23 protein-coding genes and 1 riboswitch are annotated in these 22,870 nt (G+C 73.6%); of the genes, 14 read left to right on the plus strand and 9 right to left on the minus strand.

Translation table 11 applies throughout. The features are described 5' to 3' along the window. Nucleotides 1-63 precede the first annotated feature (63 nt). A complete protein-coding gene (locus AB0O00_RS10210; protein WP_363650090.1) occupies nt 64-1,857 on the minus strand; it encodes a long-chain fatty acid--CoA ligase in 1,794 nt (597 codons plus the stop codon). Nucleotides 1,858-2,192: 335 nt separating this feature from the next. On the opposite strand from AB0O00_RS10210, the gene AB0O00_RS10215 reads away from it, so the two are divergent. From AB0O00_RS10215 to AB0O00_RS10235, 5 genes are all read left to right on the plus strand, one after another. Then, nucleotides 2,193-2,627, plus strand: a complete 435-nt coding sequence (locus AB0O00_RS10215) for an SRPBCC family protein (RefSeq protein WP_363650092.1) — start codon at nt 2,193-2,195, stop codon at nt 2,625-2,627. A gap of 34 nt (nt 2,628-2,661) precedes the next feature. Then, entirely contained in the window at nt 2,662-3,834 is a 1,173-nt protein-coding gene (locus tag AB0O00_RS10220) for an ArsA-related P-loop ATPase (protein ID WP_363650094.1), read from the plus strand. A gap of 102 nt (nt 3,835-3,936) precedes the next feature. Beyond that, nucleotides 3,937-4,338 (plus strand): DUF5304 family protein, encoded by a 402-nt coding sequence (locus AB0O00_RS10225; RefSeq protein ID WP_363650096.1) that lies wholly within the window; start codon nt 3,937-3,939, stop codon nt 4,336-4,338. Between the two features lie 192 nt (nt 4,339-4,530). Then, entirely contained in the window at nt 4,531-5,475 is a 945-nt protein-coding gene (locus AB0O00_RS10230; protein WP_363650097.1) for an ROK family glucokinase, read from the plus strand. A gap of 135 nt (nt 5,476-5,610) precedes the next feature. Then, complete coding sequence (locus AB0O00_RS10235; RefSeq protein ID WP_363650099.1) at nt 5,611-6,372, plus strand: endonuclease/exonuclease/phosphatase family protein; 762 nt, start codon at nt 5,611-5,613, stop codon at nt 6,370-6,372. Nucleotides 6,373-6,424: 52 nt separating this feature from the next. Here the strand turns inward: AB0O00_RS10235 and AB0O00_RS10240 are convergent, their stop codons facing one another. Beyond that, on the minus strand, nt 6,425-7,120 hold the full coding sequence (locus AB0O00_RS10240; protein ID WP_363650101.1) for a hypothetical protein: 696 nt from the start codon (nt 7,118-7,120) through the stop codon (nt 6,425-6,427). After that, on the minus strand, nt 7,113-7,907 hold the full coding sequence (locus AB0O00_RS10245) for an alpha/beta fold hydrolase (RefSeq protein WP_363650103.1): 795 nt from the start codon (nt 7,905-7,907) through the stop codon (nt 7,113-7,115). The genes AB0O00_RS10240 and AB0O00_RS10245 overlap by 8 nt, the downstream gene beginning before the upstream one ends. A 200-nt stretch (nt 7,908-8,107) precedes the next feature. On the opposite strand from AB0O00_RS10245, the gene AB0O00_RS10250 reads away from it, so the two are divergent. The 3 genes from AB0O00_RS10250 to AB0O00_RS10260 all read left to right on the plus strand — a co-directional run bounded on the left by AB0O00_RS10250 (nt 8,108) and on the right by AB0O00_RS10260 (nt 10,900). Continuing rightward, nucleotides 8,108-8,935 carry a lysophospholipid acyltransferase family protein gene (locus AB0O00_RS10250; RefSeq protein ID WP_363650105.1) on the plus strand — a complete coding sequence of 276 codons (828 nt, stop codon included), beginning with the start codon at nt 8,108-8,110 and terminating at the stop codon, nt 8,933-8,935. Between the two features lie 128 nt (nt 8,936-9,063). Continuing rightward, the gene (locus AB0O00_RS10255) at nt 9,064-10,230 is read left to right on the plus strand and encodes a DUF5931 domain-containing protein (protein ID WP_363650128.1); all 1,167 of its coding nucleotides are present in this window, start codon (nt 9,064-9,066) and stop codon (nt 10,228-10,230) included. Further along, nucleotides 10,208-10,900, plus strand: coding sequence for a response regulator transcription factor (locus AB0O00_RS10260; protein WP_363650107.1), 693 nt, complete (start codon nt 10,208-10,210; stop codon nt 10,898-10,900). The genes AB0O00_RS10255 and AB0O00_RS10260 overlap by 23 nt, the downstream gene beginning before the upstream one ends. Before the next feature lie 51 nt (nt 10,901-10,951). On the opposite strand, the gene AB0O00_RS10265 is transcribed toward AB0O00_RS10260, so the two are convergent. Then, entirely contained in the window at nt 10,952-12,886 is a 1,935-nt protein-coding gene (locus AB0O00_RS10265; protein ID WP_363650109.1) for an anthranilate synthase family protein, read from the minus strand. Nucleotides 12,887-13,193: 307 nt separating this feature from the next. Between AB0O00_RS10265 and AB0O00_RS10270 the strand changes: the two genes are divergently transcribed. Beyond that, a complete protein-coding gene (locus AB0O00_RS10270; RefSeq protein ID WP_363650111.1) occupies nt 13,194-14,528 on the plus strand; it encodes a class II 3-deoxy-7-phosphoheptulonate synthase in 1,335 nt (444 codons plus the stop codon). A 176-nt stretch (nt 14,529-14,704) separates the two neighbouring features. Further along, complete coding sequence (locus tag AB0O00_RS10275; RefSeq protein WP_363650113.1) at nt 14,705-14,986, plus strand: (2Fe-2S)-binding protein; 282 nt, start codon at nt 14,705-14,707, stop codon at nt 14,984-14,986. 13 nt (nt 14,987-14,999) lie between these two features. Here AB0O00_RS10275 and bfr read toward each other — a convergent pair whose 3' ends face one another. Next, nucleotides 15,000-15,479 carry a bacterioferritin gene (bfr, locus tag AB0O00_RS10280; RefSeq protein WP_218198113.1) on the minus strand — a complete coding sequence of 160 codons (480 nt, stop codon included), beginning with the start codon at nt 15,477-15,479 and terminating at the stop codon, nt 15,000-15,002. Between the two features lie 220 nt (nt 15,480-15,699). Here bfr and AB0O00_RS10285 point away from each other — a divergent pair, with 220 nt between their 5' ends. Continuing rightward, nucleotides 15,700-16,329, plus strand: a complete 630-nt coding sequence (locus AB0O00_RS10285) for a sulfite oxidase-like oxidoreductase (protein WP_363650116.1) — start codon at nt 15,700-15,702, stop codon at nt 16,327-16,329. 20 nt (nt 16,330-16,349) lie between these two features. On the opposite strand, the gene pknB is transcribed toward AB0O00_RS10285, so the two are convergent. The 4 genes from pknB to thiO all read right to left on the minus strand — a co-directional run bounded on the left by pknB (nt 16,350) and on the right by thiO (nt 20,446). Beyond that, nucleotides 16,350-18,182 carry a Stk1 family PASTA domain-containing Ser/Thr kinase gene (gene pknB / locus AB0O00_RS10290; RefSeq protein WP_363650118.1) on the minus strand — a complete coding sequence of 611 codons (1,833 nt, stop codon included), beginning with the start codon at nt 18,180-18,182 and terminating at the stop codon, nt 16,350-16,352. 75 nt (nt 18,183-18,257) lie between these two features. After that, nucleotides 18,258-19,055, minus strand: a complete 798-nt coding sequence (locus tag AB0O00_RS10295) for a thiazole synthase (RefSeq protein WP_363650120.1) — start codon at nt 19,053-19,055, stop codon at nt 18,258-18,260. Nucleotides 19,056-19,058: 3 nt separating this feature from the next. Beyond that, nucleotides 19,059-19,268 carry a sulfur carrier protein ThiS gene (gene thiS / locus AB0O00_RS10300; RefSeq protein ID WP_363650122.1) on the minus strand — a complete coding sequence of 70 codons (210 nt, stop codon included), beginning with the start codon at nt 19,266-19,268 and terminating at the stop codon, nt 19,059-19,061. Continuing rightward, complete coding sequence (gene thiO, locus AB0O00_RS10305) at nt 19,265-20,446, minus strand: glycine oxidase ThiO (RefSeq protein WP_363650124.1); 1,182 nt, start codon at nt 20,444-20,446, stop codon at nt 19,265-19,267. Before thiO ends, thiS begins: the two co-directional genes overlap by 4 nt. Further along, a riboswitch (TPP riboswitch) is annotated at nt 20,441-20,553 on the minus strand. (Overlaps the previous gene by 6 nt.) A gap of 85 nt (nt 20,554-20,638) precedes the next feature. On the opposite strand from thiO, the gene AB0O00_RS10310 reads away from it, so the two are divergent. The 3 genes from AB0O00_RS10310 to thiE form a co-directional block, all read left to right on the plus strand. Further along, nucleotides 20,639-21,841: an FAD-dependent oxidoreductase gene (locus tag AB0O00_RS10310; protein ID WP_363650130.1), complete on the plus strand. Its 1,203-nt coding sequence runs from the start codon at nt 20,639-20,641 to the stop codon at nt 21,839-21,841. Nucleotides 21,842-21,925: 84 nt separating this feature from the next. Beyond that, complete coding sequence (locus tag AB0O00_RS10315; RefSeq protein ID WP_363650126.1) at nt 21,926-22,291, plus strand: Rv2175c family DNA-binding protein; 366 nt, start codon at nt 21,926-21,928, stop codon at nt 22,289-22,291. A gap of 11 nt (nt 22,292-22,302) precedes the next feature. Further along, on the plus strand, nt 22,303-22,870 hold a 568-nt coding region (gene thiE / locus AB0O00_RS10320), incomplete at its 3' end, for a thiamine phosphate synthase (protein WP_363650132.1).

The following is a 22,870-nucleotide window of genomic DNA, read 5'->3' on the forward strand; positions in this document are numbered from 1 at the left end:
GGCCGGCTGACACGTCGAAGGGCCCGCCTCCTGGCTTGGGGAGGCGGGCCCTTCGACGTGCGGTCAGCGCTGGTAGATCGCCTCGACGTCGGCCGCGTAGTCCTTCAGGACGACGTTGCGCTTGAGCTTCAGGGACGGCGTGAGGTGGCCGCTCTCCTCGGAGAACTCGGTGTCCAGCAGGCGGAACTTCTTGACCGCCTCGGCATGCGAGACGGCCGCGTTACCGTCGTCGACGGCGGCCTGGAGCGCGGCCAGCAGGTCCGGGTCCTCGCGCAGCTCGGCGACCGTCGCGGTGGCGGGCTTGCCGTTGAGCTCCTTCCACTTGGGGAAGAAGTCCGGGTCGATGGTGATCAGGCAGCCGATGAAGGGCTTGCGGTCGCCGACCACCATGACCTCGCCGACCAGCGCGTGCGCCCGGATCCGGTCCTCGATCACCGCGGGGGCGACGTTCTTGCCGCCCGCCGTGACGATGATCTCCTTCTTGCGGCCGGTGATGGTCAGGTAGCCCTCGGAGTCCAGCGAGCCGATGTCGCCGGTGGCCATCCAGCCGTCCTTGAGGCTGTCGGCGGTGGCCTGCGGGTTGTTCCAGTAACCGGTGAAGACGTGCGGGCCCTTGAAGAAGACCTCGCCGTCCTCGGCGATCCGCACGGAGGCGCCCGGCACCGGCTGGCCGACCGTGCCGATCTTCGGCTTGTCCCACGGGTTGAAGGCGGTGGCCGCGCAGGTCTCGGTCAGGCCGTAGCCCTCCAGGACGGTGAAGCCGATGCCCCGGTAGAAGTGGCCGAGGCGCTCGCCGAGCGGGGCGCCGCCGGAGATGGCGTGGGTGGCCCGGCCGCCGAGGGCGGCGCGCAGCTTGCTGTAGACGAGCTTGTCGAAGACCGCGTGCTTGATCCGCAGGACGAGGCCGGCGCCGCCGGCGTCCAGGGCGCGGCTGTAGGCGATCGCGGTCTCGGCGGCCTTGTCGAAGATCTTGCCCTTGCCGTCGGCCTGGGCCTTGGCCCGCGCGGTGTTGTAGACCTTCTCGAACACCCGCGGCACGCCGAGGATCAGCGTCGGGCGGAAGGAGGCCAGCTCGGCGGTGACGTCCTTGATGTCGGAGACGTGGCCCAGCTTGATCGGGGCCATCGCCGGGGCGATCTCGGCGATCCGGCCGAGCACGTGGGCCAGCGGCAGGAACAGCAGGACGGAGCTCTCGCCGGTGCGGAACAGCGGGGCCAGGCGCTCGACGACGTTGCCGCACTCGGCCAGGAAGTTGCCGTGCGTCAGCTGACAGCCCTTCGGGCGGCCGGTGGTGCCCGAGGTGTAGACGATGGTGGCGACCGAGTCCTCGGTGGCGACCGAGCGGCGCTCCTGGACGGTCGCGTCCGCGACGCCCTCGCCGGCCTCGGCCAGCGCGGCGATCGCGCCGCCCTCGATCTGCCAGACGTGCTTGAGCTCGGGCAGCCGGCCGCGGACCTCCTCGACCACCTTGAGGTGCTGGTCGGTCTCGGTGAGCACGGCGACGGCGCCGGAGTCGCCGAGGATCCACTCGACCTGCTCGGGGGAGGAGGTCTCGTACACCGGCACGGTGATCGCGCCGGCCGTCCAGATCGCGAAGTCCAGCAGCGTCCACTCGTACCGGGTGCGGGACATGATGCCCACCCGGTCGCCGGGCCGCACGCCCGCCGCGATCAGGCCCTTGGCCGCCGCGTGCACCTCGACCAGGAACTGGGCCGCGGTCAACTCCTGCCAGCGGCCGTCCACCTTCCGGCTGAGGACCGCGACGTCCGGGTGCCGCTCGGCGTTCTGGTGCACGAGGTCGGAGAGGTTACCGCCGCTCGGTACCTGGTAGAGGGCCGGAAGGCTGAAGTCGAGCAAGACTGCTCCTCGTTCGCGACGCTGCGGGACGGCAGGACGTTACTGCCCGGTAGGCAGCTTCGACCAGGGGGGTCGGCCCCGGTGTTCGAAGTGTCACACCCGGCCGGGTCGGACCAGGCCGTGACCGGGTCGTTCGACTGGCACCCTACGACAGGGCCGGGCGACTGGCCGGTAACATGCGCCGCCGCCGGGTGTCCGGGGGTGCCCGCCCGCCGTCGCCCGGTGCCCGCGCGGCCGAGTCGATCGCCGGTCGCGATAGCCTGCTCCGGGCGCACCCGGGCGAGCACGCCTCGACCGGAGCGGCAGGCAGAAGGACTGAGGCGGAGGGCCATTCCATGGCGGAGCACACCAGGTCGAGCATCACCATCGACGCGAGCCCGGCCACGGTCATGGCCGTGATCGCCGACTTCGCCGCCTACCCGGCCTGGACCGGCGAGGTCAAGGAGATCGAGGTCCTGGAGACCGCCGAGGACGGCCGCGCCGCGAAGGTCCGCCTGCTCCTCGACGCCGGCGCCATCCGCGACGAGCACGTCCTCGCCTACACCTGGGACGGCGACCGCGAGGTCGGCTGGACCCTCGTGCGCAGCCAGATGCTCCGCTCGCTCGACGGCTCCTACACCCTCGCCCCGCTCGGCGCCGACCGCACCGAGGTGACGTACCAGCTCGCCGTGGACGTCAAGATCCCGATGCTCGGCATGATCAAGCGCAAGGCCGAGAAGGTCATCATCGACCGCGCGCTGGCCGGCCTGAAGAAGCGCGTCGAGGGCTGACGCGGGTCCTGGGACGGAACGGGGGCCCGACGGCATGACGGCGACACGCACGATCCTGGTCAGCGGTGACGCGGGCGCGCCCGCGGTGGCCGCCGCCACCGCCCTGCACGCCGCCCGCGGCGGCCGGCGGGTCTGGCTGCTGGCCGCCGACGACCCGCACCGGGCCCTGGACTCCGTGCTCGGCGCCCGGCTGGAGCCCGAACCCCTCGACTACGCACCCGGTCTGACCGTCTCCCGGATCGACGAGCAGGCCGCCTTCCGGCACGCCCTCGGCGAGATCGCCGGCCGCCTCAAGCCCGCCCTCGACCTGCTCGGCGCCGAGCCGCTCGACCCCGAGGAGCTCACCGCCCTGCCCGGCATCGCCCGGCTCGCCCTGCTGCGCGCCCTGCCCGCCGCCGACGGGGATGTCCTGGTCGTGCTCGCCCCGCCGCCCGCCGAGCTGATCGCCGCCCTCGCCCTGCCCGAGCAGCTGGAGCGCTACCTGGACCGGCTGGTCCCCGAGCAGCGCCAGGCCGCCCGCGCGCTGCGCCCGCTGCTGGCCGGTCTCGCGGGCGTGCCGATGCCCGCCGACTGGCTGTACGAGAGCCGCGGCAAGGCCGCCGGCGTGCTCGCCGAGTCCCGGGCCGCGATCACCTCGCCCGGCACCAGCGTGCGCCTGGTCGTGCCGGCCGACGGCCACCCGTACGACGACCTGCGCCGGATCCGCGCCGGGCTGGCCCTGCACGGGCACCGGCCGGACGCCGTCGTCGTGCACGGCGCGCTGCCGGACGCCGCGCTCGACTCGCCGGACCCGTGGCTGGCCGCGCTGGCCGCGCGCCGCCGCGAGGAGCTGGCCGCGCTGACCGCGGCGAGCGACGTGCCCGTCCTCGTCACCGGGCTCGCCGACGTCACGCTGGAGGCCGTCGCCGACCGCCTGTACGGGGACGGGCCCGGGCCCGAGCGGCTCGCCGCCGAGCCCTGGCCGGTCGAGGACCGGCTCGCCGAGGAGGGCCTGCTGGTGTGGCACCTCGCGCTGCCGGGCGCCGAGCGGGCCGACCTCGACCTCGTGCGCCGGGGCGACGAACTGGTGCTCGGCCTCGGCGCCCACCGCCGGGTGCTCACCCTGCCGTCGGCGCTGCGCCGCTGCACCGTCGCGGGCGCGGGGCTGACCGACGGGGTGCTCGCCGTGCGGTTCGCGCCGGATCCGGCGCTCTGGCCGCGGGGCTGACGGGCTCCCGGGCTTGCCGGGCTTCCGGGGCCTCGCCGCTCCTCGGGTAGCGTCGGTGGCCGGTGGCCGCGGGGTGCGGCCGCAGCAGAGGAGGCCCCCGCGATGACCAGCACCGACCGCAGCGACGGCACCGACCGCACCGACGGCACCGAGGCGGCGGGCGGTCCCGACGACGCGCAGGCCCAGCCCTTCGGACCGGAGCTCGGCCCCCTGGTCGATGAGGTGCGCCGCTTCGCCGGTGCCGTCGGCCAGAAGGCCCAGGAGGCGAGCGCCGACACCCTGATCACTCTGGCCGGCTTCGCCGACCGGCTGCGCGAGCAGAAGCCGGAGGTCTACGGCCACCTCGCGGCCGCCGGCTCCGGCCTGGCCGCCGCAGGCGCCGAGCTGCTGGCCGCCTACCGCGCCGCCGTGGCCGGCCACGAGCGCCGCTGGACCGCCGGCGAGGGCTCCGCCAGCGAGCGGATCGACCTCGACACCCCGGACGGGACGTCCACCAAGCAGTGAATCCGTAACCCCTGAGCGGTGACGACATCACCCCTGTGCGTGACGAACCGGGAATACTCGTACGACTTTTGAAGCATCACGGCCCGGTTCCTCCCGGATTGTCTTCGGCTAATGTATGCGAGGCTGTGTACGAGGGCGTGTTTGGGCGGTACCGTTCCGTCCAGCGGGAACGAGTGAATAGCTGAGGGACACATGGCTCTGACCATCGGCGTCGATGTCGGCGGGACCAAGATCGCGGCAGGTGTGGTCGACGAGGCGGGCACGATCCTCGCCAGGACCAGGGTGCCCACCCCGGCCGACCCCCAGTGGGCCGTGGACGCCATCGCGCAGGCCGTGCGCGAGCTCAAGGAGCAGCACCCCGACGTCAGCGCCGTCGGCGTCGGCGCCCCCGGCTTCGTCGACCGCAACCGTTCCACGGTGATCTTCGCGCCCAACATCGACTGGGAGAACGAGCCGCTGCGCGGCCGGATCGAGGAGCTCACCGGCCTGGACACCGTCGTCGAGAACGACGCCAACTGCGCCGCCTGGGCCGAGTTCCGCTTCGGCGCCGCCGCCGACCACGAGGACATGGTCCTGATCACCGTCGGCACCGGCATCGGCGGCGGCATCGTCCTGGACGGTCGGCTGCACCGCGGCCGGTTCGGCGTGGCCGGCGAGATCGGCCACCTCAACATGGTCCCCGACGGCCTGCCCTGCGGCTGCGGCGGCAAGGGCTGCTGGGAGCAGTACGGCTCCGGGCGCTCGCTGCGCCGCTACGGCCGGGAGAAGGCCGCCGCCGACCCGGTCCGCGGCAAGCGGATGCTGGAGCTCAACGACGGCGTCGCCGAGACCATCCGCGGCATCCACATCACCGAGGCCGCCGAGGCGGGCGACCCGCTCGCCCTGGAGTGCTACGCCGAGCTCGCCGACTGGCTGGGCCGCGGCATGGCCGACCTCGCCGCGCTCTTCGACCCGGGCGTCTTCGTCCTCGGCGGCGGCGTCTCCGACTCCGGCCGCCTGCTGCTCGACCCGGTCGCCAAGGCCTTCGAGCACTACCTGACGGGCGGCGTGCACCGCCCGCGCGCCGAGGTCGTCCTGGCCTCGATGGGCTCGGCGGCCGGCATCGCCGGCGCGGCGGACCTCGCCCGCACCCTCTGACCCCGCTCGACCCCCTCGAAAAAGCCCGCCGGCGGCGGTGCGACCGGACCCCGACCAACCCCGGACGCGCCGCCGCCGTCGCACGTCCCGGGGCTGCCGTACGGTCGGTCGTACCGATCACGGACGGGGAGGAACATGACGACGGCACCCACCGCACCGCTGCCCGGGCCCGGCCCGCGCCGACTGCGGCTGCTCGGCTACAACGTCAGGTCACTGCGCGACGACCGCGAGGCACTCGTCCGGGTGATCCGGGCGTGCGAGCCCGACGTCGTCTGCGTTCAGGAGTCACCGCGCTACTGGCGGCCCGAGGGCCAGGCGGCGTGGCTCGCCCGGCGCACCGGGACGACCGTCCTCGCCGGCGGCGGCCGGACGGCGGCCGGGCCGCTGCTGCTCGGCCGGCCCGGCGCCGTCGAGGTGCTCGGCGTGCACGACCGGTTCCTGCCGAAGACCCGCGGCCTGCACGCCCGCGGCTTCGCCACCGCGCTGCTGCGGCTGCCCGGCTCGGCGCCGTTCAGCGTCACCAGCTGCCACCTGAGCCTGGACGCCGACGAGCGCCACGGCCAGTTCGAGCTCCTGCTCGACCAGCTCCGGATCGCCGAACTCGGTGTCATCGCAGGCGACTTCAACGAGCACCCGGACGGGCAGGGGTGGCGGCTGCTGGCCTCGCGCCTCCAGGACGGGCACGTCACCGCGCCCTGGGGCGGCGAGTTCACGTCCGTCCCCGAGCGCCCCTACCAGCGGATCGACGCCGTCTTCGCCACGCCCGGGATCACCGTGCTCGCCTGCGGCGTGCCGCACGGGCTGCCCGGCGTCACCGGGGCGGACCTGCGGGCCGCGACGGACCACCTGCCGGTGCTCGCCGTGCTGGAGATTCCCGGGCCGAAGGAGACGTACTAGGGCGTGTCTGACAATTCGCGTCGCCCCGCAGACGGGAATTGTCAGACACGCCCTAGACCACGGCGCCGTTGTCCGGGTCCTCCGGCTCGTCCTCGTCGCGGTCCTTCATCCGGACCACCAGGGTCACGAAGCCGCCCAGGAAGGCGGTGAACCCGACCCAGGCCGGCCAGCCGGAGATCTCGCGCCACACCACCGCGTCGAACAGCAGCAGCGCCGGGCCGCCGAGCACCGCGAGCCACGCGAACTTGGCGGTCACGTCGGCCGCCGGCAGCGGCGGGGGCTCCGGCGGGACGTAGTGGCCCTCGTCCGTCTCCTCGGCCAGCTCGAAGTCGCGCGGGCCCGCGCCGCCGGCCGGCAGCACCGGCCCGCCCGGGCGGGAGCGCGGCTGCGGGGCGAGGTCGGACAGGTCGTCCGGGACGCCGCGGCCGGCGCCGTCCTTGAAGCCGCCCTTCAGCTCGCCGCGGGCCCGCAGGTCCTCGATCTCCGGCCAGTTCGGGTTGTTGAGGTCGACGGGGTCGTCGAACTGGGCGACCAGGGCGGCGAAGATCTCGTCCTGTTCGGCCTGGCTGCGCTCGGGCGCGCGGCGGCGGGGCTCCGCGGGGGGCTCGCCGGCCTTGCCGGCCTTGTCGGCCGCCGGACCGCCGCTCGCGCCGTCCCCGGTCGCGCCGTCGGTCGCGCCGTCCTCGCGGGGTGCTTCGTCCCCGCCGCCCGCCGTGCTGCTCTCGTGCACTTCCGGCCCTTCAGCCATGGTGATCGTCGGATTCCACCCGGTTGACGCCCGCCGCGTGCGCGGGAGCCAGCCGTCGGATGAAGTCCAGGCCGCCCGTGAATATTTCCGCCGCGTCGTGGTCCAGCGTCGCGACGTGGAAGCTGCGCTGCAACAGCCGCTCCGTCACGTCGGTCGAGGATATCCGGGCCAGCACCAGTTCCGAGTTGGCCGGAGAGACCACGTGGTCCTGTGGACTGCGGAACAGCAGCACCGGCTGGGTCACCTCCGGCAGCCTGCGCTGCACCTCCCGCCACAGCCGGGCCAGCGACCAGGCGGCGTTCAGCGGCGTCCGGTCGTAGCCGCCCTCCGTGACCCCGGGCCTGGCGATGTCGTCGGCGATCCCGGGCAGGCTCGGCACGAGGTGCCGCAGCACCGGAAGCAGCACACTCGCGGGGTTGTCCGAGCGCACCGACGGGTTGACCAGCACCAGTCCGGAGACCGCGGTGCCGTGCAGCGCGGCCAGCCGCAGGGCGAGCGCGCCGCCCATCGACAGCGCGAAGACGAAGACCTGCTCGCACTCCTCGGAGAGCACCCGGAACTCGCGGTCGACCTCCGCGTACCAGTCCTCCCACCGGGTGACCTGCATGTCCCGCCAACGGGTACCGTGCCCGGGCAGCAGCGGCAGGGAGACCGTGAGTCCGGCCGCCGCCAGCTGCTCCGCCCACGGGCGCATCGACTGCGGCGAGCCGGTGAAGCCGTGGCACAGCAGTACCCCCACCGGTCCGCCGCGGTGGCGGTACGGTTCGGCACCGGGCAGCAACGGCATGGCGGACTCCTTCGCGGGCGGGCGGCGCTGGGGGAGGGGACGCTGGAACTGGAGGCTGCGGAATTCGCATCGTCCCACGCGCCCCGCCGGGTCGTACACCCCCGGGCGTGCGCCCCGCGCCCGTCCGGCGAGCGGGGCGGGGCGCGGGCGGCGCTCACGGGGCATTAGGATCGACCGGTCCGCAATACAGGAGGCCCGGGTTGTTCTACCGACTGATGAAGATGATCGTCGCGCCACTGCTTCGGATCTTCTTCCGGCCGTGGATCGAGGGTGAGGAGAACATCCCCACCGAGGGTGCGGCGATCATCGCCAGCAACCACCTGTCCTTCTCGGACTCCTTCTTCTTCCCCGCGCTGATCAAGCGCCGGGTCACCTTCATCGCGAAGGCCGAGTACTTCAACACCCCGGGCCTCAAGGGCCGGCTGACCGCCGCCTTCTTCAAGGGCGTCGGCCAGCTGCCGGTGGACCGCTCCGGGGTGCGCGGCGCCGGCGAGGCGGCGATCCGCAGCGCGATCGCGGTGCTGGACCGCGGCGAGCTCTTCGGCGTCTACCCCGAGGGCACCCGCTCGCCCGACGGCAAGCTGTACCGCGGCAAGGTCGGCGGCCTGGCCCGCGTGGCGCTGGCCACCGGCGCGCCGGTCATCCCGGTCGCCATGATCGACACCGAGAAGGTGCAGCCGCCCGGCCAGGTCGTGCCCAACTTCGGCATCCGCCCCGGCATCCGGATCGGCCGCCCGCTGGACTTCTCCCGCTACCACGGCATGGAGAACGACCGCTTCATCCTCCGTTCGGTGACGGACGAGGTGATGTACGAGATCATGCGGCTCTCGGGCCAGGAGTACGTCGACATCTACGCGACGGCCGCCAAGCGGCAGATCTCCGAGGACAAGAAGCGCGCCGACGCGGAGCGCAAGGCCGCCGCCAAGGCCGAGAAGGCCGAAGCGGAGAAGGCGGCGGAGGCCGAGAAGGCCGCCGAGGCCGAGAAGACCGAGAAGACGCAGGAGCAGAAGGACACCGGGTCGGCCTGACGGACCACCCGGAGGCCCAGGGGAGGGGCGGACGGATGACGGACGGCGGCAGAACCGGTGCGATGGGTGCCAGTGCCGGTGCCGGTGCAGGCGGCACGGGTCTCGGCGGCGCGGTCGCGGCGGGCGGCATGTCCGTCGAACTCCCGCTGTGGCGGGCGATGTCCTACTTCCGCGTCCTCGCCCTCTGCTACGCCCTGCTCCGCTACTTCCACTCCTACCTGCACTTCCTGCACCCCGTCGCCGGCTGGATCTACCTCGGCGCGCTCACCCTGTGGACCCTCGCCAGCACCCGGGCCTTCGCCGGCCCGCAGCGCTGCACCTGGTACGTCCTCGGCACCGACCTCGCGATGGCCGTCACCGGCATCGTGATGAGCGGCCAGACCGACGACCCGGTCCGGATCAGCCACGGCTCGACCACCCTGCCGACCATCTGGGCCGCCGGTACGGTGCTCGGCTTCGCCGGCAAGGGCGGCTGGCGCTGGGCCGCGGCGGCCGGTTCGGTGATCGGCGTGGCCAACATCCTCGGCCACGGCGGCATCACCGCCGACAACGTCCACAACATCGTGCTGCTGATGGTGGCCGGCTGCGCGATCGGCTACGTCATCGAACTCGCCCGCGCCAGCGAGGCCGCGCTCACCCGGGCCCTCCAGGTCGAGGCCGCGACCCGTGAGCGCGAGCGGCTCTCCCGGGACATCCACGACGGCGTCCTCCAGGTGCTCGCGCTCGTCCAGCGGCGGGGCGCCGAGCAGGCCGGACACCCCGGTGCCGGCGCCGACTTCGCCGAACTCGGCCGCCTGGCGGGCGAACAGGAGCGCGCCCTGCGGGCGTTGATGACCGGCGGCCCGATCCCCGCCCAGCGCTCACCGCACGAGGCCGAGGAGCCACGCGACCTCACCGCGCTGCTGCGCCCGTACGCGGACGAGCGGATCACGCTCTCCGCGCCCGGCACGCCGGTCCTGCTGCCCCCGCCCGCCGCCGGCGAGCTGGCCGCCGCGGTCGGCGCCGCCGTCGACAACGTCCGCAAGCACGCCGGGGAGCAGGCCCGCGCCTGGATCCTCGTCGAGGACGAGCCGGAGGCCGTCACCGTCAGCATCCGCGACGACGGCCCGGGCTTCGCGCCCGGTCGGCTCGGCGAGGCGGAGCGGGCCGGACGGCTCGGCGTCAGCCAGTCGATCCGCGGCCGGCTGCTGGACCTCGGCGGCACCGCCGAGCTGTACTCGGCGCCCGGGGAGGGCGTCGAGGTCGAACTGCGCGTCCCGAGGAAGGGTTCCGATGACCGACCAGCCGACGACTGACCCGGCGGCCGAGCGGCCGGTGCGGGTGATGGTCGTGGACGACCACCCGATGTGGCGCGACGCCGTCTCGCGCGACCTCGCCGAGGCCGGGCTGGACGTGGTGGCCACCGCGGGCGACGGTGAGGAGGCCGTCCGCCGGGCCCGCGCCTGCACGCCGCAGGTGGTCGTGCTCGACCTCAACCTGCCCGGCCTGCCCGGTGCCGAGGTGTGCCGCCAGGTCGTCGCGCACGACCCGTCGGTACGGGTGCTGGTGCTCTCGGCGAGCGGCGAGCACCAGGACGTGCTGGAGGCGGTGAAGTCCGGTGCGACCGGCTACCTGGTGAAGTCGGCCGGACGGGAGGAACTGCTGGCCGCCGTGCGGCGCACGGCCGTCGGCGACGCGGTCTTCACGCCGGGCCTGGCCGGTCTGGTGCTCGGCGAGTTCCGCCGCCTGGCCGCCGAACCGGCCCCGGCCTCGGCCCCGGCGGCGCCGCAGCTGACCGTCCGGGAGACGGAGGTGCTGCGGCTGGTGGCGAAGGGCCTGTCGTACCGCCAGATCGCCGAGCGCCTGGTGCTGTCGCACCGGACGGTGCAGAACCACGTGCAGAACACCCTGGGCAAGCTGCAGCTGCACAACCGGGTGGAACTCGTGCGCTACGCGATCGAGCAGGGGCTGGACGACGAGATCTGAGGGCGGGTGGGATCCGGGCGGCGTTCCGCGCGGATCCCACCACTTCTTTCCTCAGCGCTGTGCGGTCGCCTGCTGGCGCAGCAGGCCGGCCACGATGTCGACGCCCTCGCGGGTCAGCACCGACTCCGGGTGGAACTGGAGGCCGGCGAAGCCGGGCCCGCGGAGCGCGTGCACGTCGCCGGTGGCCGCGTCGCGGGCGACCTCGACGCCCTCGGCCGCGAGCCGGGCCGCGTCGGCGTCCGTGCAGCGCGCGGTGAACGTGTTGTAGAAGCCGACCGTCCGCTTCGTCCCGAACAGGTCGACGGTCTCCTGCGCGCCCTGGTACGGGACGGCCTTGCGCGCCAGCCCGAGCCCGAGTTCGCCGGCCAGCAGCTGGTGGCTGAGGCAGACCGCGAGCAGCGGCGCCGTCCTCGCGCCGGAGCGGACGGCGGCCAGCGCGTCGGCGACGACCGGCCGGAGCACGGCCATCTTGGGGTCGTCGGCGAGCCGCGGGTCGCCGGGGCCGGGGCCGAGCACCAGCGGGCCGCGGTGGGCGGCGATCCGGGCACGCAGCCCGGGTTCGTCGTAGCGGACGACGGAGACCCGGTGGCCGAGCGAGGTGAGCAGGTGGGCGAGCATCGCCGTGAAGGTGTCCTCGCCGTCGACGACCAGGGCCGGCTCGGGCTCGGTGACCTCGGCCGGGGCCTGCATCCGCAGCCAGAACGGCGCGAGGCCGCCGCGCCGGGCATCGAGCGCGGCTTGGACGCGGTGGTCGTCGGCGAGCCGCGGCCCGCCCGGGTTGGGCAGCCGGGCGGGCACCGGCCGGGCGCCGATCGCGGTGAGCACCCCGGCGGCCTTGGCGTGCGTCTCGGCGACCTCGGACTCCGGGTCGGAGTGGCGGACGAGGGTCGCGCCGACCCGGACGACGAGGCGCCCGGTGGCCGGGTCGATGTCGGCGGTGCGGATGCAGATCGGGGAGTCGAGCAGCTGGCCGCCGCTGGCGGAGCGGCCGATGAGGGCGAGCGCGCCGGAGTAGTAGCCGCGCCCGGCGGGCTCGTAGCGCCGGATGACGCGGGTGGCGTTCTGGACCGGGCTGCCGGTGACGGTCGCGGCGAACATGGTCTCGCGGAGCACGTCCCGGACGTCCAGCGAGGTGCGGCCGCGCAGTTCGTACTCGGTGTGGGCGAGGTGGGCCATCTCCTTGAGCCGGGGGCCGAGCACCTGGCCGCCGAGGTCGCCGACGGTGCACATCATCTTGAGCTCTTCGTCGACGACCATCGTGAGCTCTTCCAGTTCCTTCGGATCGTGCAGGAAGCGGAGGAGCGAGTCGATGTCCGAGCCGCCCGCCGGATAGCGGTAGGTGCCGGAGATCGGGTTCATCACGACGGTGCCGCCGCTCTGCCGGACGTGCACCTCGGGGGAGGCGCCGACGAGCACGCGGTCCCCGGTGTGGACGAGGTACGTCCAGTAGGCGCCGCGCTCCTGGTCGAGCAGGCGGCGGAACAGGGTGAGCGCCAGTTCCGGCGAGAAGTCGTCCAGAGTGGCGCTGAAGTCGCGCCGGATCACGAAGTTGGCGCCCTCGCCGTTGCCGATCTCGTCCCGGATCACCCGGCGCACGATGTCGGCGTACGCGGCGTCGTCCACGTCGAACGAGCCGTCCGTCAGGGAGACCGGCAACTGCGGTAGTGCGGCGGCGAATTCGGCCAGCGGAAGGGCGTACTGCTCGGTCACCGCGAGGGCCTGGAGCGGGGTGCCGTCGTCGTGCGCCTCGAAGCCGCGCTCGCGGATCTGCCGGTACGGGACGAGCGCGAGCAGGTCGTGGACCGGGCCGCCGGCCGGCACGCCGGTGCGGACCGGCAGGTCGGCGAGGCGCTCGTGGGTGCCGACGGTGCCCAGCAGCACCTCGACGGTGTCCGGGGCGAGCCGGGGGGTGCGGCGGTGCAGCAGGGCGAAGGCGGGGGCGTCGGGGCCGGTGAGGCGGGCGAGCAGGTCGGCGGTGGTGGTCACGGGGTGCGGCTTCCTTCCGGGAGGACGTGCGGGGCGCGGTGCTGGGGTGTTCCGCTTCCCGGAGGGCCGGCTGCTCAGACGCCGACGGCCGCCCCGAGGGGCGGCCGTCGTGTCGTCTAGGAACGCGCGATCGGTGGGCCACCCGAGGGGGAGGCCCACCACCAGGACTGGGTGTGGGGCGCGTGCATGGGTCGAGCGTAGCGGATTGGGCGGACCGGGTGAGGCCGGTCACTTCTTTGTCCGGGATGTGTCTCACCCATCGGGCAATGGTCACGAATCGCTCGCCTCACCCCGTAGCCTTGGCCGTGTGACCGTGACGAATCTCCACACCTGGCAGACCCTGCCCGCGGCGCAGCAGCCTGAATGGCCGGACCAAGAGGCTCTGCGCAAGACCCTTGCGGAGCTCGCCTCCTATCCGCCCCTCGTCTTCGCCGGCGAGTGCGACCAGCTGCGCGCCCGGCTCGCTGCCGTGGCACGTGGGGAGGCGTTCCTCCTCCAGGGCGGCGACTGCGCCGAGGCCTTCGACGGCGTGTCGGCCGAGCACATCCGGAACAAGCTGAAGACGCTGCTCCAGATGGCCGCCGTGCTGACGTACGCGGCCTCCGTGCCGGTCGTGAAGGTGGGCCGGATCGCCGGCCAGTACTCCAAGCCGCGCTCGAAGTCGACCGAGACCCGGGACGGCGTGACGCTGCCGGTGTACCGCGGCGACTCGGTGAACGGCTTCGAGTTCACCCCCGAGTCCCGCATCCCGGACCCGGAGCGCCTGAAGCGGATGTACAACGCGTCCGCCGCGACGCTGAACCTGGTGCGCGCCTTCACCACCGGTGGTTACGCCGACCTGCGCCAGGTGCACGCCTGGAACCAGGACTTCGTGCGCAACTCGCCGGCCGGCCAGCGCTACGAGCAGCTCGCCCGGGAGATCGACAACGCCCTGGCGTTCATGAACGCCTGCGGCGTCGCGCCGGAGGAGTTCAAGACCGTCGAGTTCTACTCCTCGCACGAGGCGCTGGTCCTCGACTACGAGACCGCGCTGACCCGCGTGGACTCGCGCACCGGCGAGCTGTACGACGTCTCCGGCCACATGGTGTGGATCGGCGAGCGCACCCGGCAGCTGGACCACGCGCACATCGAGTTCGCCTCGAAGATCCGCAACCCGATCGGCGTCAAGCTCGGCCCGACCACCTCGGTGGAGGACGCGCTCACCCTGATCGAGAAGCTGGACCCGGAGCGCGAGCCCGGCCGCCTCACCTTCATCACCCGGATGGGCGCGGGCAAGATCCGCGACCACCTGCCCGCCCTGGTGGAGAAGGTCACCGCGTCCGGCGCCCAGCCGGTGTGGATCTGCGACCCGATGCACGGCAACACCTTCGAGGCCTCCAGCGGCCACAAGACCCGCCGCTTCGACGACGTGCTCGACGAGGTCAAGGGCTTCTTCGAGGTGCACCGCGCGCTCGGCACCCACCCGGGCGGCATCCACGTGGAGCTGACCGGCGACGACGTGACCGAGTGCGTCGGCGGTGGCGACGAGGTGCTGGTCGACGACCTGCACCAGCGCTACGAGACGGCCTGCGACCCGCGCCTCAACCGCAGCCAGTCGCTCGACCTGGCGTTCCTGGTGGCGGAGATGTACCGCGGCCAGTAACCCCGGGTGTTTCCGGATGTGACGAAGGCCCCTCCGGTTTCGGGATTCCCGAGGCCGGAGGGGCTTTTTCGTACCCGGAACGCCGGGTAAGGTGAGGCTTAGTGAACTAAGGCAAGCCTTAGTCAAGATCCACTGCAGCCGAGGGCCGCTGCGCTTCACCCCAGGGAGAGACCGCGATGTACGTGTGCATGTGCCATGCGGTCACCGAGGACCAGGTGAAGCGGGCGATCGACGAGGGTGCCAACACCCCGCGGCAGATCGCCAAGGGCTGCAAGGCCGGCACCGACTGCGGCTCGTGCGTGCGCCGGATACAGGCGCTGCTCGGCGAGCACGGCGCCCGGCCCTGCCCGACCGCCCGGCTGGCCGCCAGGCTCGGCCTCGCGGACCCCGAGGCCCCCGCCGCCCCGGCCCCCGTCGCGCCGGCCCCGGCGCCCGTCCTCCCGCTGCGCGCGGCCTGAGCGCCGCGGCGGCTCAGGACTCCGGCTGCTCGATCAGCTGGGCGATGTAGAGCGCCTCGCCGAGCTTCTCCAGGAGCTCCAGCTGGGTGTCGAGGTAGTCGATGTGGTGCTCCTCGTCCGCCAGGATGTCCTCGAAGATGTTCGCCGAGGTGACGTCGTTCTTGGCGCGCATCACCACGATCCCGCGCTTGAGCCGGTCGATCGCCTCGACCTCGATCTGGCGGTCCGCCTCGAACATCTCCTTGACCGTCTGTCCGATCCGGACGTGGAACAGCCGCTGGTAGTTCGGCAGGCCCTCCAGGAAGAGGATCCGGTCGGTGAGCACCTCGGCGTGCTTCATCTCGTCGAACGACTCGTGCCGGGTGTACTTGGCGAGCTTCGTCCAGCCGAAGTTCTCCTGCATCTTGGCGTGCAGGAAGTACTGGTTGATCGCGGTCAGCTCGGCGGTGAGCTGCTCGTTGAGGAACTCGATGACCTCTGGATCGCCCTGCATGACGGTGCCTCCCTGCGCTGGGGCGTGCTGTGAGTGCTGCGCTGCGCATCCTGGCACCGAAATGGGACGAACTTCCAGTAAGTTCACACTCACTAGGACATGTGTCGGAATATCCGATTTGGGGGATCGTCTGCCGACCGTTGGCCCGTACGGGCGGGGCGCGCGGGGCACCGAAAGGGGCGCGCGCCGCGGCCCGGACGCCGTCTGTCACCATGGAGCCATGGGTCAGTCCGAACAAGAACAGCTTCCGCCGTCTGACCCGAGGCTCCCCCCGGGGCAGCGCGTCCAGCGTGGCTGGCCCGCCCTGCACTACGGGCCGGTGCCCCGCTTCAAGCCGCTGACCTGGGACCTCCAGGTGTTCGGCGCGACCGCCTCGGCGGAGAAGCACAGCTGGGACTTCGAGGCCTTCACCGCCCTGCCGCGCACCACCGTCCGCGCGGACCTGCACTGCGTCACCAAGTTCTCGATGCTCGGCAACGAGTGGACGGGCGTCCCGGCCTCCCTCGTCCTCGACCTCGTGCCCCCGGCGCCGGGCGTCACCCACGTCATGGTCTGGGCCGAGTACGGCTACAGCGCCAACCTGCGGCTGGCCGACTTCGCCGACCCGCGCACGCTCTTCGCCACCCACCGCAACGGCGAGCCGCTGACCGCCGAACACGGCTTCCCCGTCCGGCTCGTCGTCCCGCAGCTGTACGCCTGGAAGGGCCCGAAGTGGGTCCGCGCGGTCGAGTACATGCGGGCGGACCGGCGCGGCTTCTGGGAGGAGCGCGGCTACCACAACCTCGCCGACCCGTGGCGCGAGCAGCGCTACTCCTACCAGGAGGAACCGGGCGAGGGCCCGCTCCGCTAGGGCCTGTCCCCCCAACTCCCTCAGATGAAGGGGAAGTTGACCGTCACTGCGGTGTGCTGCGGGCGCCGCTCGCCGGCCGCCGGGAACTGGCTGCTCGCCTTGCCGCTGCCGAACAGGTTGACCCCGGTGGTCTGCATCGTGAACCCGGCCGCCGTGAGCGCCTTCTCGGCCGCGTCCTTCGTCATCCCGGTGACGTCCGGCACCGGCACCATGCCCTTGCTGACCACCAGCGAGACCGGGGTGTTCTCCGCCACCTGCTGGCCGGCGGCCGGCGAGCTGCTGATCACCGAGCCCTGCGGCACCGCGTCGTTGTACGTCTCGGTCACCGAGCCCTTGGCGAGCTGCACGCCGGTCAGCGCGGACGCGGCCTGGTCGGCCGGCTTGCCGGTCACGTCCGGCACGGCGATCCGGTGCGGCCCCTTGGAGACGGTGACCGTCACGGTGTCGCTCTTGCGCGACCGGGCGCCGACCCCCGGGTCGGTGGAGATCACCTGGCCGGACGGCACGGTCTCGCTGTACACGTCGACGAACTTCGCGTGCATGCCCTCGTCGTCCAGGATCCGCTGCGCCTCGGCGCGGTCCTTGCCGAGCACCCCGGGCACCGGCCCGTACAGCGCCTCGGACAGGCCGTACGTCACGCCGCCGACCAGCACCACCAGGGCGGTCAGCGCGGAGGCCCAGATCACCGGCTTGCGGGGGATCCGGCGCAGCCGGCCCGGGCGGTGCGGGCGGACCGGGGTCGGTTCGTCGTACGGGCGGGGCTCGGCGAGCAGCTGGTCCATCAGGTCCGGCGGGACGTCGAGGACGCTGGTGTGCTCGGCCGCGGGCGGCCCGACCGGCTGGGGGAGGGGCTCGGGAAGCGACAGGGGCAGCGGCGGCCGGCCGGCCTCCGGGCGGCGCTGGATCACCGAGGTCGGCTCGCTGGTCGGGTAGCGCGGGCTGGGCCGGGTGGAGGTCGGCGGCTCGGCGTCCAGCTCGGCCGGGCCGAGCTCGCGGCGGACCCGCTGGAGGGTGGCCAGCAGCTCGACCGCGTCGTACGGGCGGGAGTCCGGGGTCCTGGCGCAGGCGCCGAGCACGATCGCGTCGAGCGCCGGGGGGACGGTCGGGACGGTCCGCGAGGGCGCCGGGACGTCCTCGTGCAGGTGCTTGTACATGACCTGGACGGGGTTGTCACCGGTGTGCGGGCGCGTGCCGGTGAGCATCTCGTACAGCAGGATGCCGGCCGCGTAGACGTCGACGCGCTGGTCGGTGGGGGCGTCCGGGAGGATCTGCTCGGGCGCGAGGTAGGAGACGGTGCCCATGACGGTGCCGCCGGTCGCGGTGGACGTCGACGTGGGGGCGCCGTCGGCGGTGTTGAGGACCCGGACCAGGCCGAAGTCGGCGACCTTGACCAGGCCGCCGTCGGTGATCAGCACGTTCTCCGGCTTGACGTCGCGGTGCACCAGGCCGGCCCGGTGGGCGGCGCCGAGCGCGGCGAGCACCGGCTCCATGATGTCCAGGGCGGCCCGGATCGACAGCGCGCCGCGGTCGCGCAGCAGGTCGCGCAGGGTGCCGCCGGGCACGTACTCCATGGCGAGGAAGACGTGGCCGTCGTCGGCGCCCTGGTCGAAGACGTTGACCACGTTGGCGTGGGTGAGGCGGGCGACGGCCTTGGCCTCACGGATGAAGCGGGCGGTGAAGCCCTCGTCCCCGGCGAGGTCGGGGTGCATCACCTTGAGGGCGAGCACGCGGTCGAGGCGGGTGTCGGTGCCCTTGTAGACCGTGGACATGCCGCCGGTCGCGATGCGCTGCTCGACCCGGTACCGGCCGTCGAGCAGGGTACCGATCAGGGGGTCGCGCCATGCCTTGTCCACCCGAGGAGTGTAGAGGGGCGGGTGGAAGCCGGTCCCGGCGGACATCGCCTCCGGGACCGGCTTGTGACACGGACGTCAGAACGCGGGCCGCTCGCGGGTGTCGAGGTCGGCGCGGCCGGCCATCGCGGAGGAGGCCTCCGCGTGGAAGCGGCGCGGGATCCGGCCGGCCCGGTGGGCGAGGCGGCCGGCCTCGGTGGCGTGCCGCATGGCCTCGGCCATCAGGACCGGGTCCTGGGCGCGGGTCACCGCGGAGGCGAGCATCACGGCGGAGCAGCCGAGCTCCATCGCGAGGGCGACGTCGGAGGCGGTGCCGGCGCCCGCGTCCAGGATGACCGGGACGTTGGCGCCCTCCACGATCAGCTGGAAGTTGTGCGGGTTGCGGATGCCGAGGCCCGAGCCGATCGGCGAGCCGAGCGGCATGATCGCCGCGCAGCCGACGTCCTCCAGCTTGCGGGCCAGCACCGGGTCGTCGTTGGTGTACGGGAGCACTGTGAAGCCGTCGTCGACGAGGGTCTCGGCGGCGTCCAGCAGCTCGATCGGGTCCGGCAGGAGGGTCCGCTCGTCGGCGATGACCTCCAGCTTCACCCAGTCGGTGCCGAGCGCCTCGCGGGCCAGCCGGGCGGTCAGCACGGCCTCGCCGGCGGTGAAGCAGCCGGCCGTGTTGGGCAGCACGCGGATGCCGTTGCGGGTCAGCACGTCCAGGACGGAGCCCTGGGTGCCGGCGTCGACCCGGCGCATCGCGACGGTGGTCAGCTCGGTGCCGGAGACCTGGAGGGCCTGCTCCAGGACCTCCAGGCTCGGGGCGCCGCCGGTGCCCATGATGAGCCGGGAGGCGAAGGTCGTCCCCGCGATGGTGAAGAGGTCGTCGGCCATGGTTCAGCCTCCCTGCACGGCGGTGAGGATCTCGATCCGGTCGCCCGCCGACAGCAGCGTCTCGGACCACGAACTGCGCGGCACCACGGCCTCGTTGAGCGCGGCGGCGACGCCGGTGTTGGCCTTGCTGAGGGTGGTGACCACCTCGGCGAGGGTGGTCGCGGCGGGCACCTCGCGGGGCTCGCCGTTGACGGTCAGTGCGATGTCGGTCATGCGACGGCCTTCGTGGTGGAGCGGGCGGGGGAGAACCGGGAGGGCGCGAACGGCCTTGCGAGCTCGGGGACTTCGCCGGTCGCCAGGTACTCGGCGACGAGGTCCGCGGTCACCGGGGTGAGCAGCACGCCGTTGCGGTAGTGGCCGGTCGCGGCGACCAGGCCGGGCAGGTCGGTCGGACCGAGCAGCGGCGCGTTGTCCGGCGAGCCCGGGCGCAGCCCGGCCGAGGTCTCCACCAGCGGGAGTTCGGTGACGCCGGGGACCAACTCGTGTGCGTCGCGCAGGAGTTCGTACACCCCGCCGGCCGTGACGGTGGTGTCGTAGCCCTGTTCCTCGGTGGTCGCGCCGATCACCAGCTCGCCGTTCTCGCGCGGCACGAGGTACAGGTGCTGCCCGCGCACGACCGCGCGGACGTTGCGGTTCAGGAACGGCCGGTACGCGTCGGGGACCCGCAGCCGCAGGATCTGTCCCTTCACCGGACGGATCGCCGGCAGCACGCCCTCGGGCAGGCCGGGCAGCCGGTGGCTGTGCGGTCCTGCGGCGAGGACGACCTGGTCGGCGGTGAGGGTCTCGCGGGTGCCGAGCCGGGCGCCGATCGCGCGGCCGTCCTGGACCAGCAGCTCGGCGGCCTCGGTGCGGTGGATCAGGACCCTCGCCCGCTCGCAGGCGAAGACCAGGGCCTTCAGCAGCCGGCGGGGGTCCACCTGGTGGTCGTCGGCCACGTGCAGGCCGCCGCGCACGCCGGGGGCGAGCATCGGCTCCAGCTTGCGGGCCTCCCGGCCGGTCAGCCAGGTCGAGTCGAGGCCGAGGCGCTCGTGGAAGGCGTGCAGTTCGCGCAGTTCGGCGCGGTCGTCGGAGTCCAGGGCGACGGCGAGCGTGCCGCACCGCCGGTAGCCGGTGTCCTCGCCGCTCGCCTCGGTGAGCTCGGCGGCGAAGGCCGCGTACCGCTCGTTCGAGGCCATTCCGAGGCGCAGCAGCGGCTCCTCGCCGTACTGCAGCTCGGTGACGGGGGCGAGCATCCCGGCCGCGACCCCGGCGGCTCCGTGACCGGGGGAGGGGTCGACCACGACGACGTTCTTCAGACCGCGCTGCGCCGCCCGCCAGGCGACGGCGAGGCCGATGATGCCCCCGCCGATCACCAGCACGTCGGCGTGGGCGCCCGGTGCCAAGCGTGTCAAAGCTGCTCTTCTCCCTTCGCCGGTATGACCCGGATCAGGTTCGGACGGTCGCAGGCCGTGCCAGCCCGCCTCTCAGCCCGGTGCGCCGGGCTCCCGTGATGGTGTCCCCACCTTAACTCCGGGGGTCCGCCCGGCCGAAGGCCCGTACGAGGGGTGGACAGGCCCCTGGGGCGCCCGGTGCGGCTGAGTACAGTGACGGGCGTGGCAGAGCTGAGCGGAACGGATCGGGTGGTCGTCGTCGGGGCCGGGCTGGCCGGGGCGCAGTGCGCGCTGGGGCTGCGGCGGGGCGGCTGGCAGGGGCGGATCGTGCTGGTCGGGGAGGAGCCGCACGCGCCGTACGACCGGCCGCCGCTCTCCAAGGACGTCCTGCTCGGCAAGACCGACGCCACCACCCTGGACATCGACTTCCCGCACCTCGGCGTCGAGCTGCTCACCGGCCGCCGCGCCACCGGCCTCACCCCCGGCGTGCTGCACACCGACGCCGGGGACCTCCCGTACGAGTCGCTGGTGATCGCCACCGGCGCGACCCCGCGCGCCCTGCCCGGCGCCGAGCGCGCCCACCTCCTGCACACCCTGGACGACGCGCTCGCCCTGCGCGCGCTGCTGCGGCCCGGGCTGCGCCTGGTGCTGGTCGGCGCCGGCTGGATCGGCGCCGAGGTGGCCACCGCCGCGCGGGAGGCGGGCTGCGAGGTGACCGTCGTCGAGGCGGGCCCGGCGCCCGTCCCCGGCGCGCTGCCGGCCGCGGTCGGCTCGGCGATGGCCGCCTGGTACGCCGAGGCCGGCGTGGACCTGCGCTGCGGCGTCGGCGTCGCGGCCGTCGAGCCCGGCGCGGTGCTGCTCGCGGACGGTTCGCACCTGCCCGCCGACGAGGTGGTCGTCGGCATCGGCGCCAGGCCCGCGACCGACTGGCTGGCCGGCTCGGGCGTCGAGCTGGACCCGACCGGCGCCGTCGTCGTGGACGAGGGGCTGCGCACGAGCCTGCCGGGCGTCTTCGCGGCGGGCGACTGCGTCAGCTACCCGTCGGCCCGTTCCGGCGCCCGGCTGGCCGTCCAGCACTGGGACCACGCGCTGCAGTCCGGCGAGGCCGCGGCGGCGGCCGTCCTCGGGGCGGACGTGCCGTACGACCCGGTGCCGTACTTCTGGTCGGAGCAGTTCGGGCGCATGGTGCAGTACGCCGGGCGGCACGCCGAGGGCGACGAGCTGCTCTGGCGCGGCTCCCCGCAGGACGCGACCTGGGCGGTGCTGTGGCTGCGCGGCGGCGTGCCGACCGCGCTGCTGGCCGTGGACCGCCCGCGCGACCTCACCCAGGGCCGCCGCCTGATCGAGCGCGGCACCGCGCTGGACCCGGCCCGGGCCGCGGACCCGGCGGTGGCGCTCAAGGCCGCGGCGCTCTGACGGCACTGGCCGGGCGGCCCTCTGACGGCCCCCTGACGCGGACCCTTGGTGCGCGCGGGGCCGCAAAGGTGGCAGTCTGGTGCCGTGAGTGAGATCGAAGCCAAGATTGACGCCCTGGTCCCCGAGTGGCTGTACCTGCCCGACATCTCCGAGCGCTGGGGAGTCGTGGTCACCGAGGTCCGCAACATGGTCAAGAAGGGTGACCTGCTCGCGGTCCGCCGCGGCCCGAACAAGTCCCTGCAGGTCCCGGCCGCGTTCATCGACGAGACCGGGCCGGTCAAGCACCTGATCGGCCTGCTGACCGTGCTGCGCGACAGCGGGTTCAGCGACGCGGAGATCCTCGAGTGGATGTTCACCGAGGACCCGTCCCTGCCCGGCACCCCGGTGCAGGCCCTCTGGGAGAACCGCGCGACCGAGGTCAAGCGCCGCGCCCAGGCGATGGCCCTGTGACCACCCCCGTTGTGGCCGCAGGCCTCCGGGCCCGGCTGGCCGACGCCCGGCTGTACCTGTGCACCGACGCCCGCCGCGAGCAGGGCGACCTGGCGGAGTTCCTGGACGCCGCGCTGTCCGGCGGCGTGGACATCGTCCAGCTCCGGGACAAGGGCCTGGAGGCCAAGCAGGAGCTGGAGGCCCTGGAGGTCTTCGCGGACGCCTGCCGCCGCCACGGCAAGCTGCTCTCGGTCAACGACCGCGCCGACGTCGCCCACGCGGCCCGGCCGGACGTGCTGCACCTCGGGCAGGACGACCTGCCCGTCCCGGCCGCCCGGGCGATCCTCGGCGAGGACGTCCTGATCGGCCGGTCCTGCCACGCCGAGTCCGAGGTGGACGCGGCGGTCGCCGAGCCGGGCGTGGACTACTTCTGCACCGGCCCGGTCTGGCCGACCCCGACCAAGCCGGGCCGCCCGGCCCCGGGCCTCGGCCTGGTCTCGTACGCGGCCGAGCAGGCCACGGACCGCCCGTGGTTCGCCATCGGCGGCATCGACCTGGGCAACGTCGACGAGGTGCTCGCCGCCGGCGCCCGCCGGATCG

Source organism: Kitasatospora sp. NPDC093558 (genome assembly GCF_040683475.1).
In the GTDB taxonomy this organism is placed as follows: domain Bacteria; phylum Actinomycetota; class Actinomycetes; order Streptomycetales; family Streptomycetaceae; genus Kitasatospora.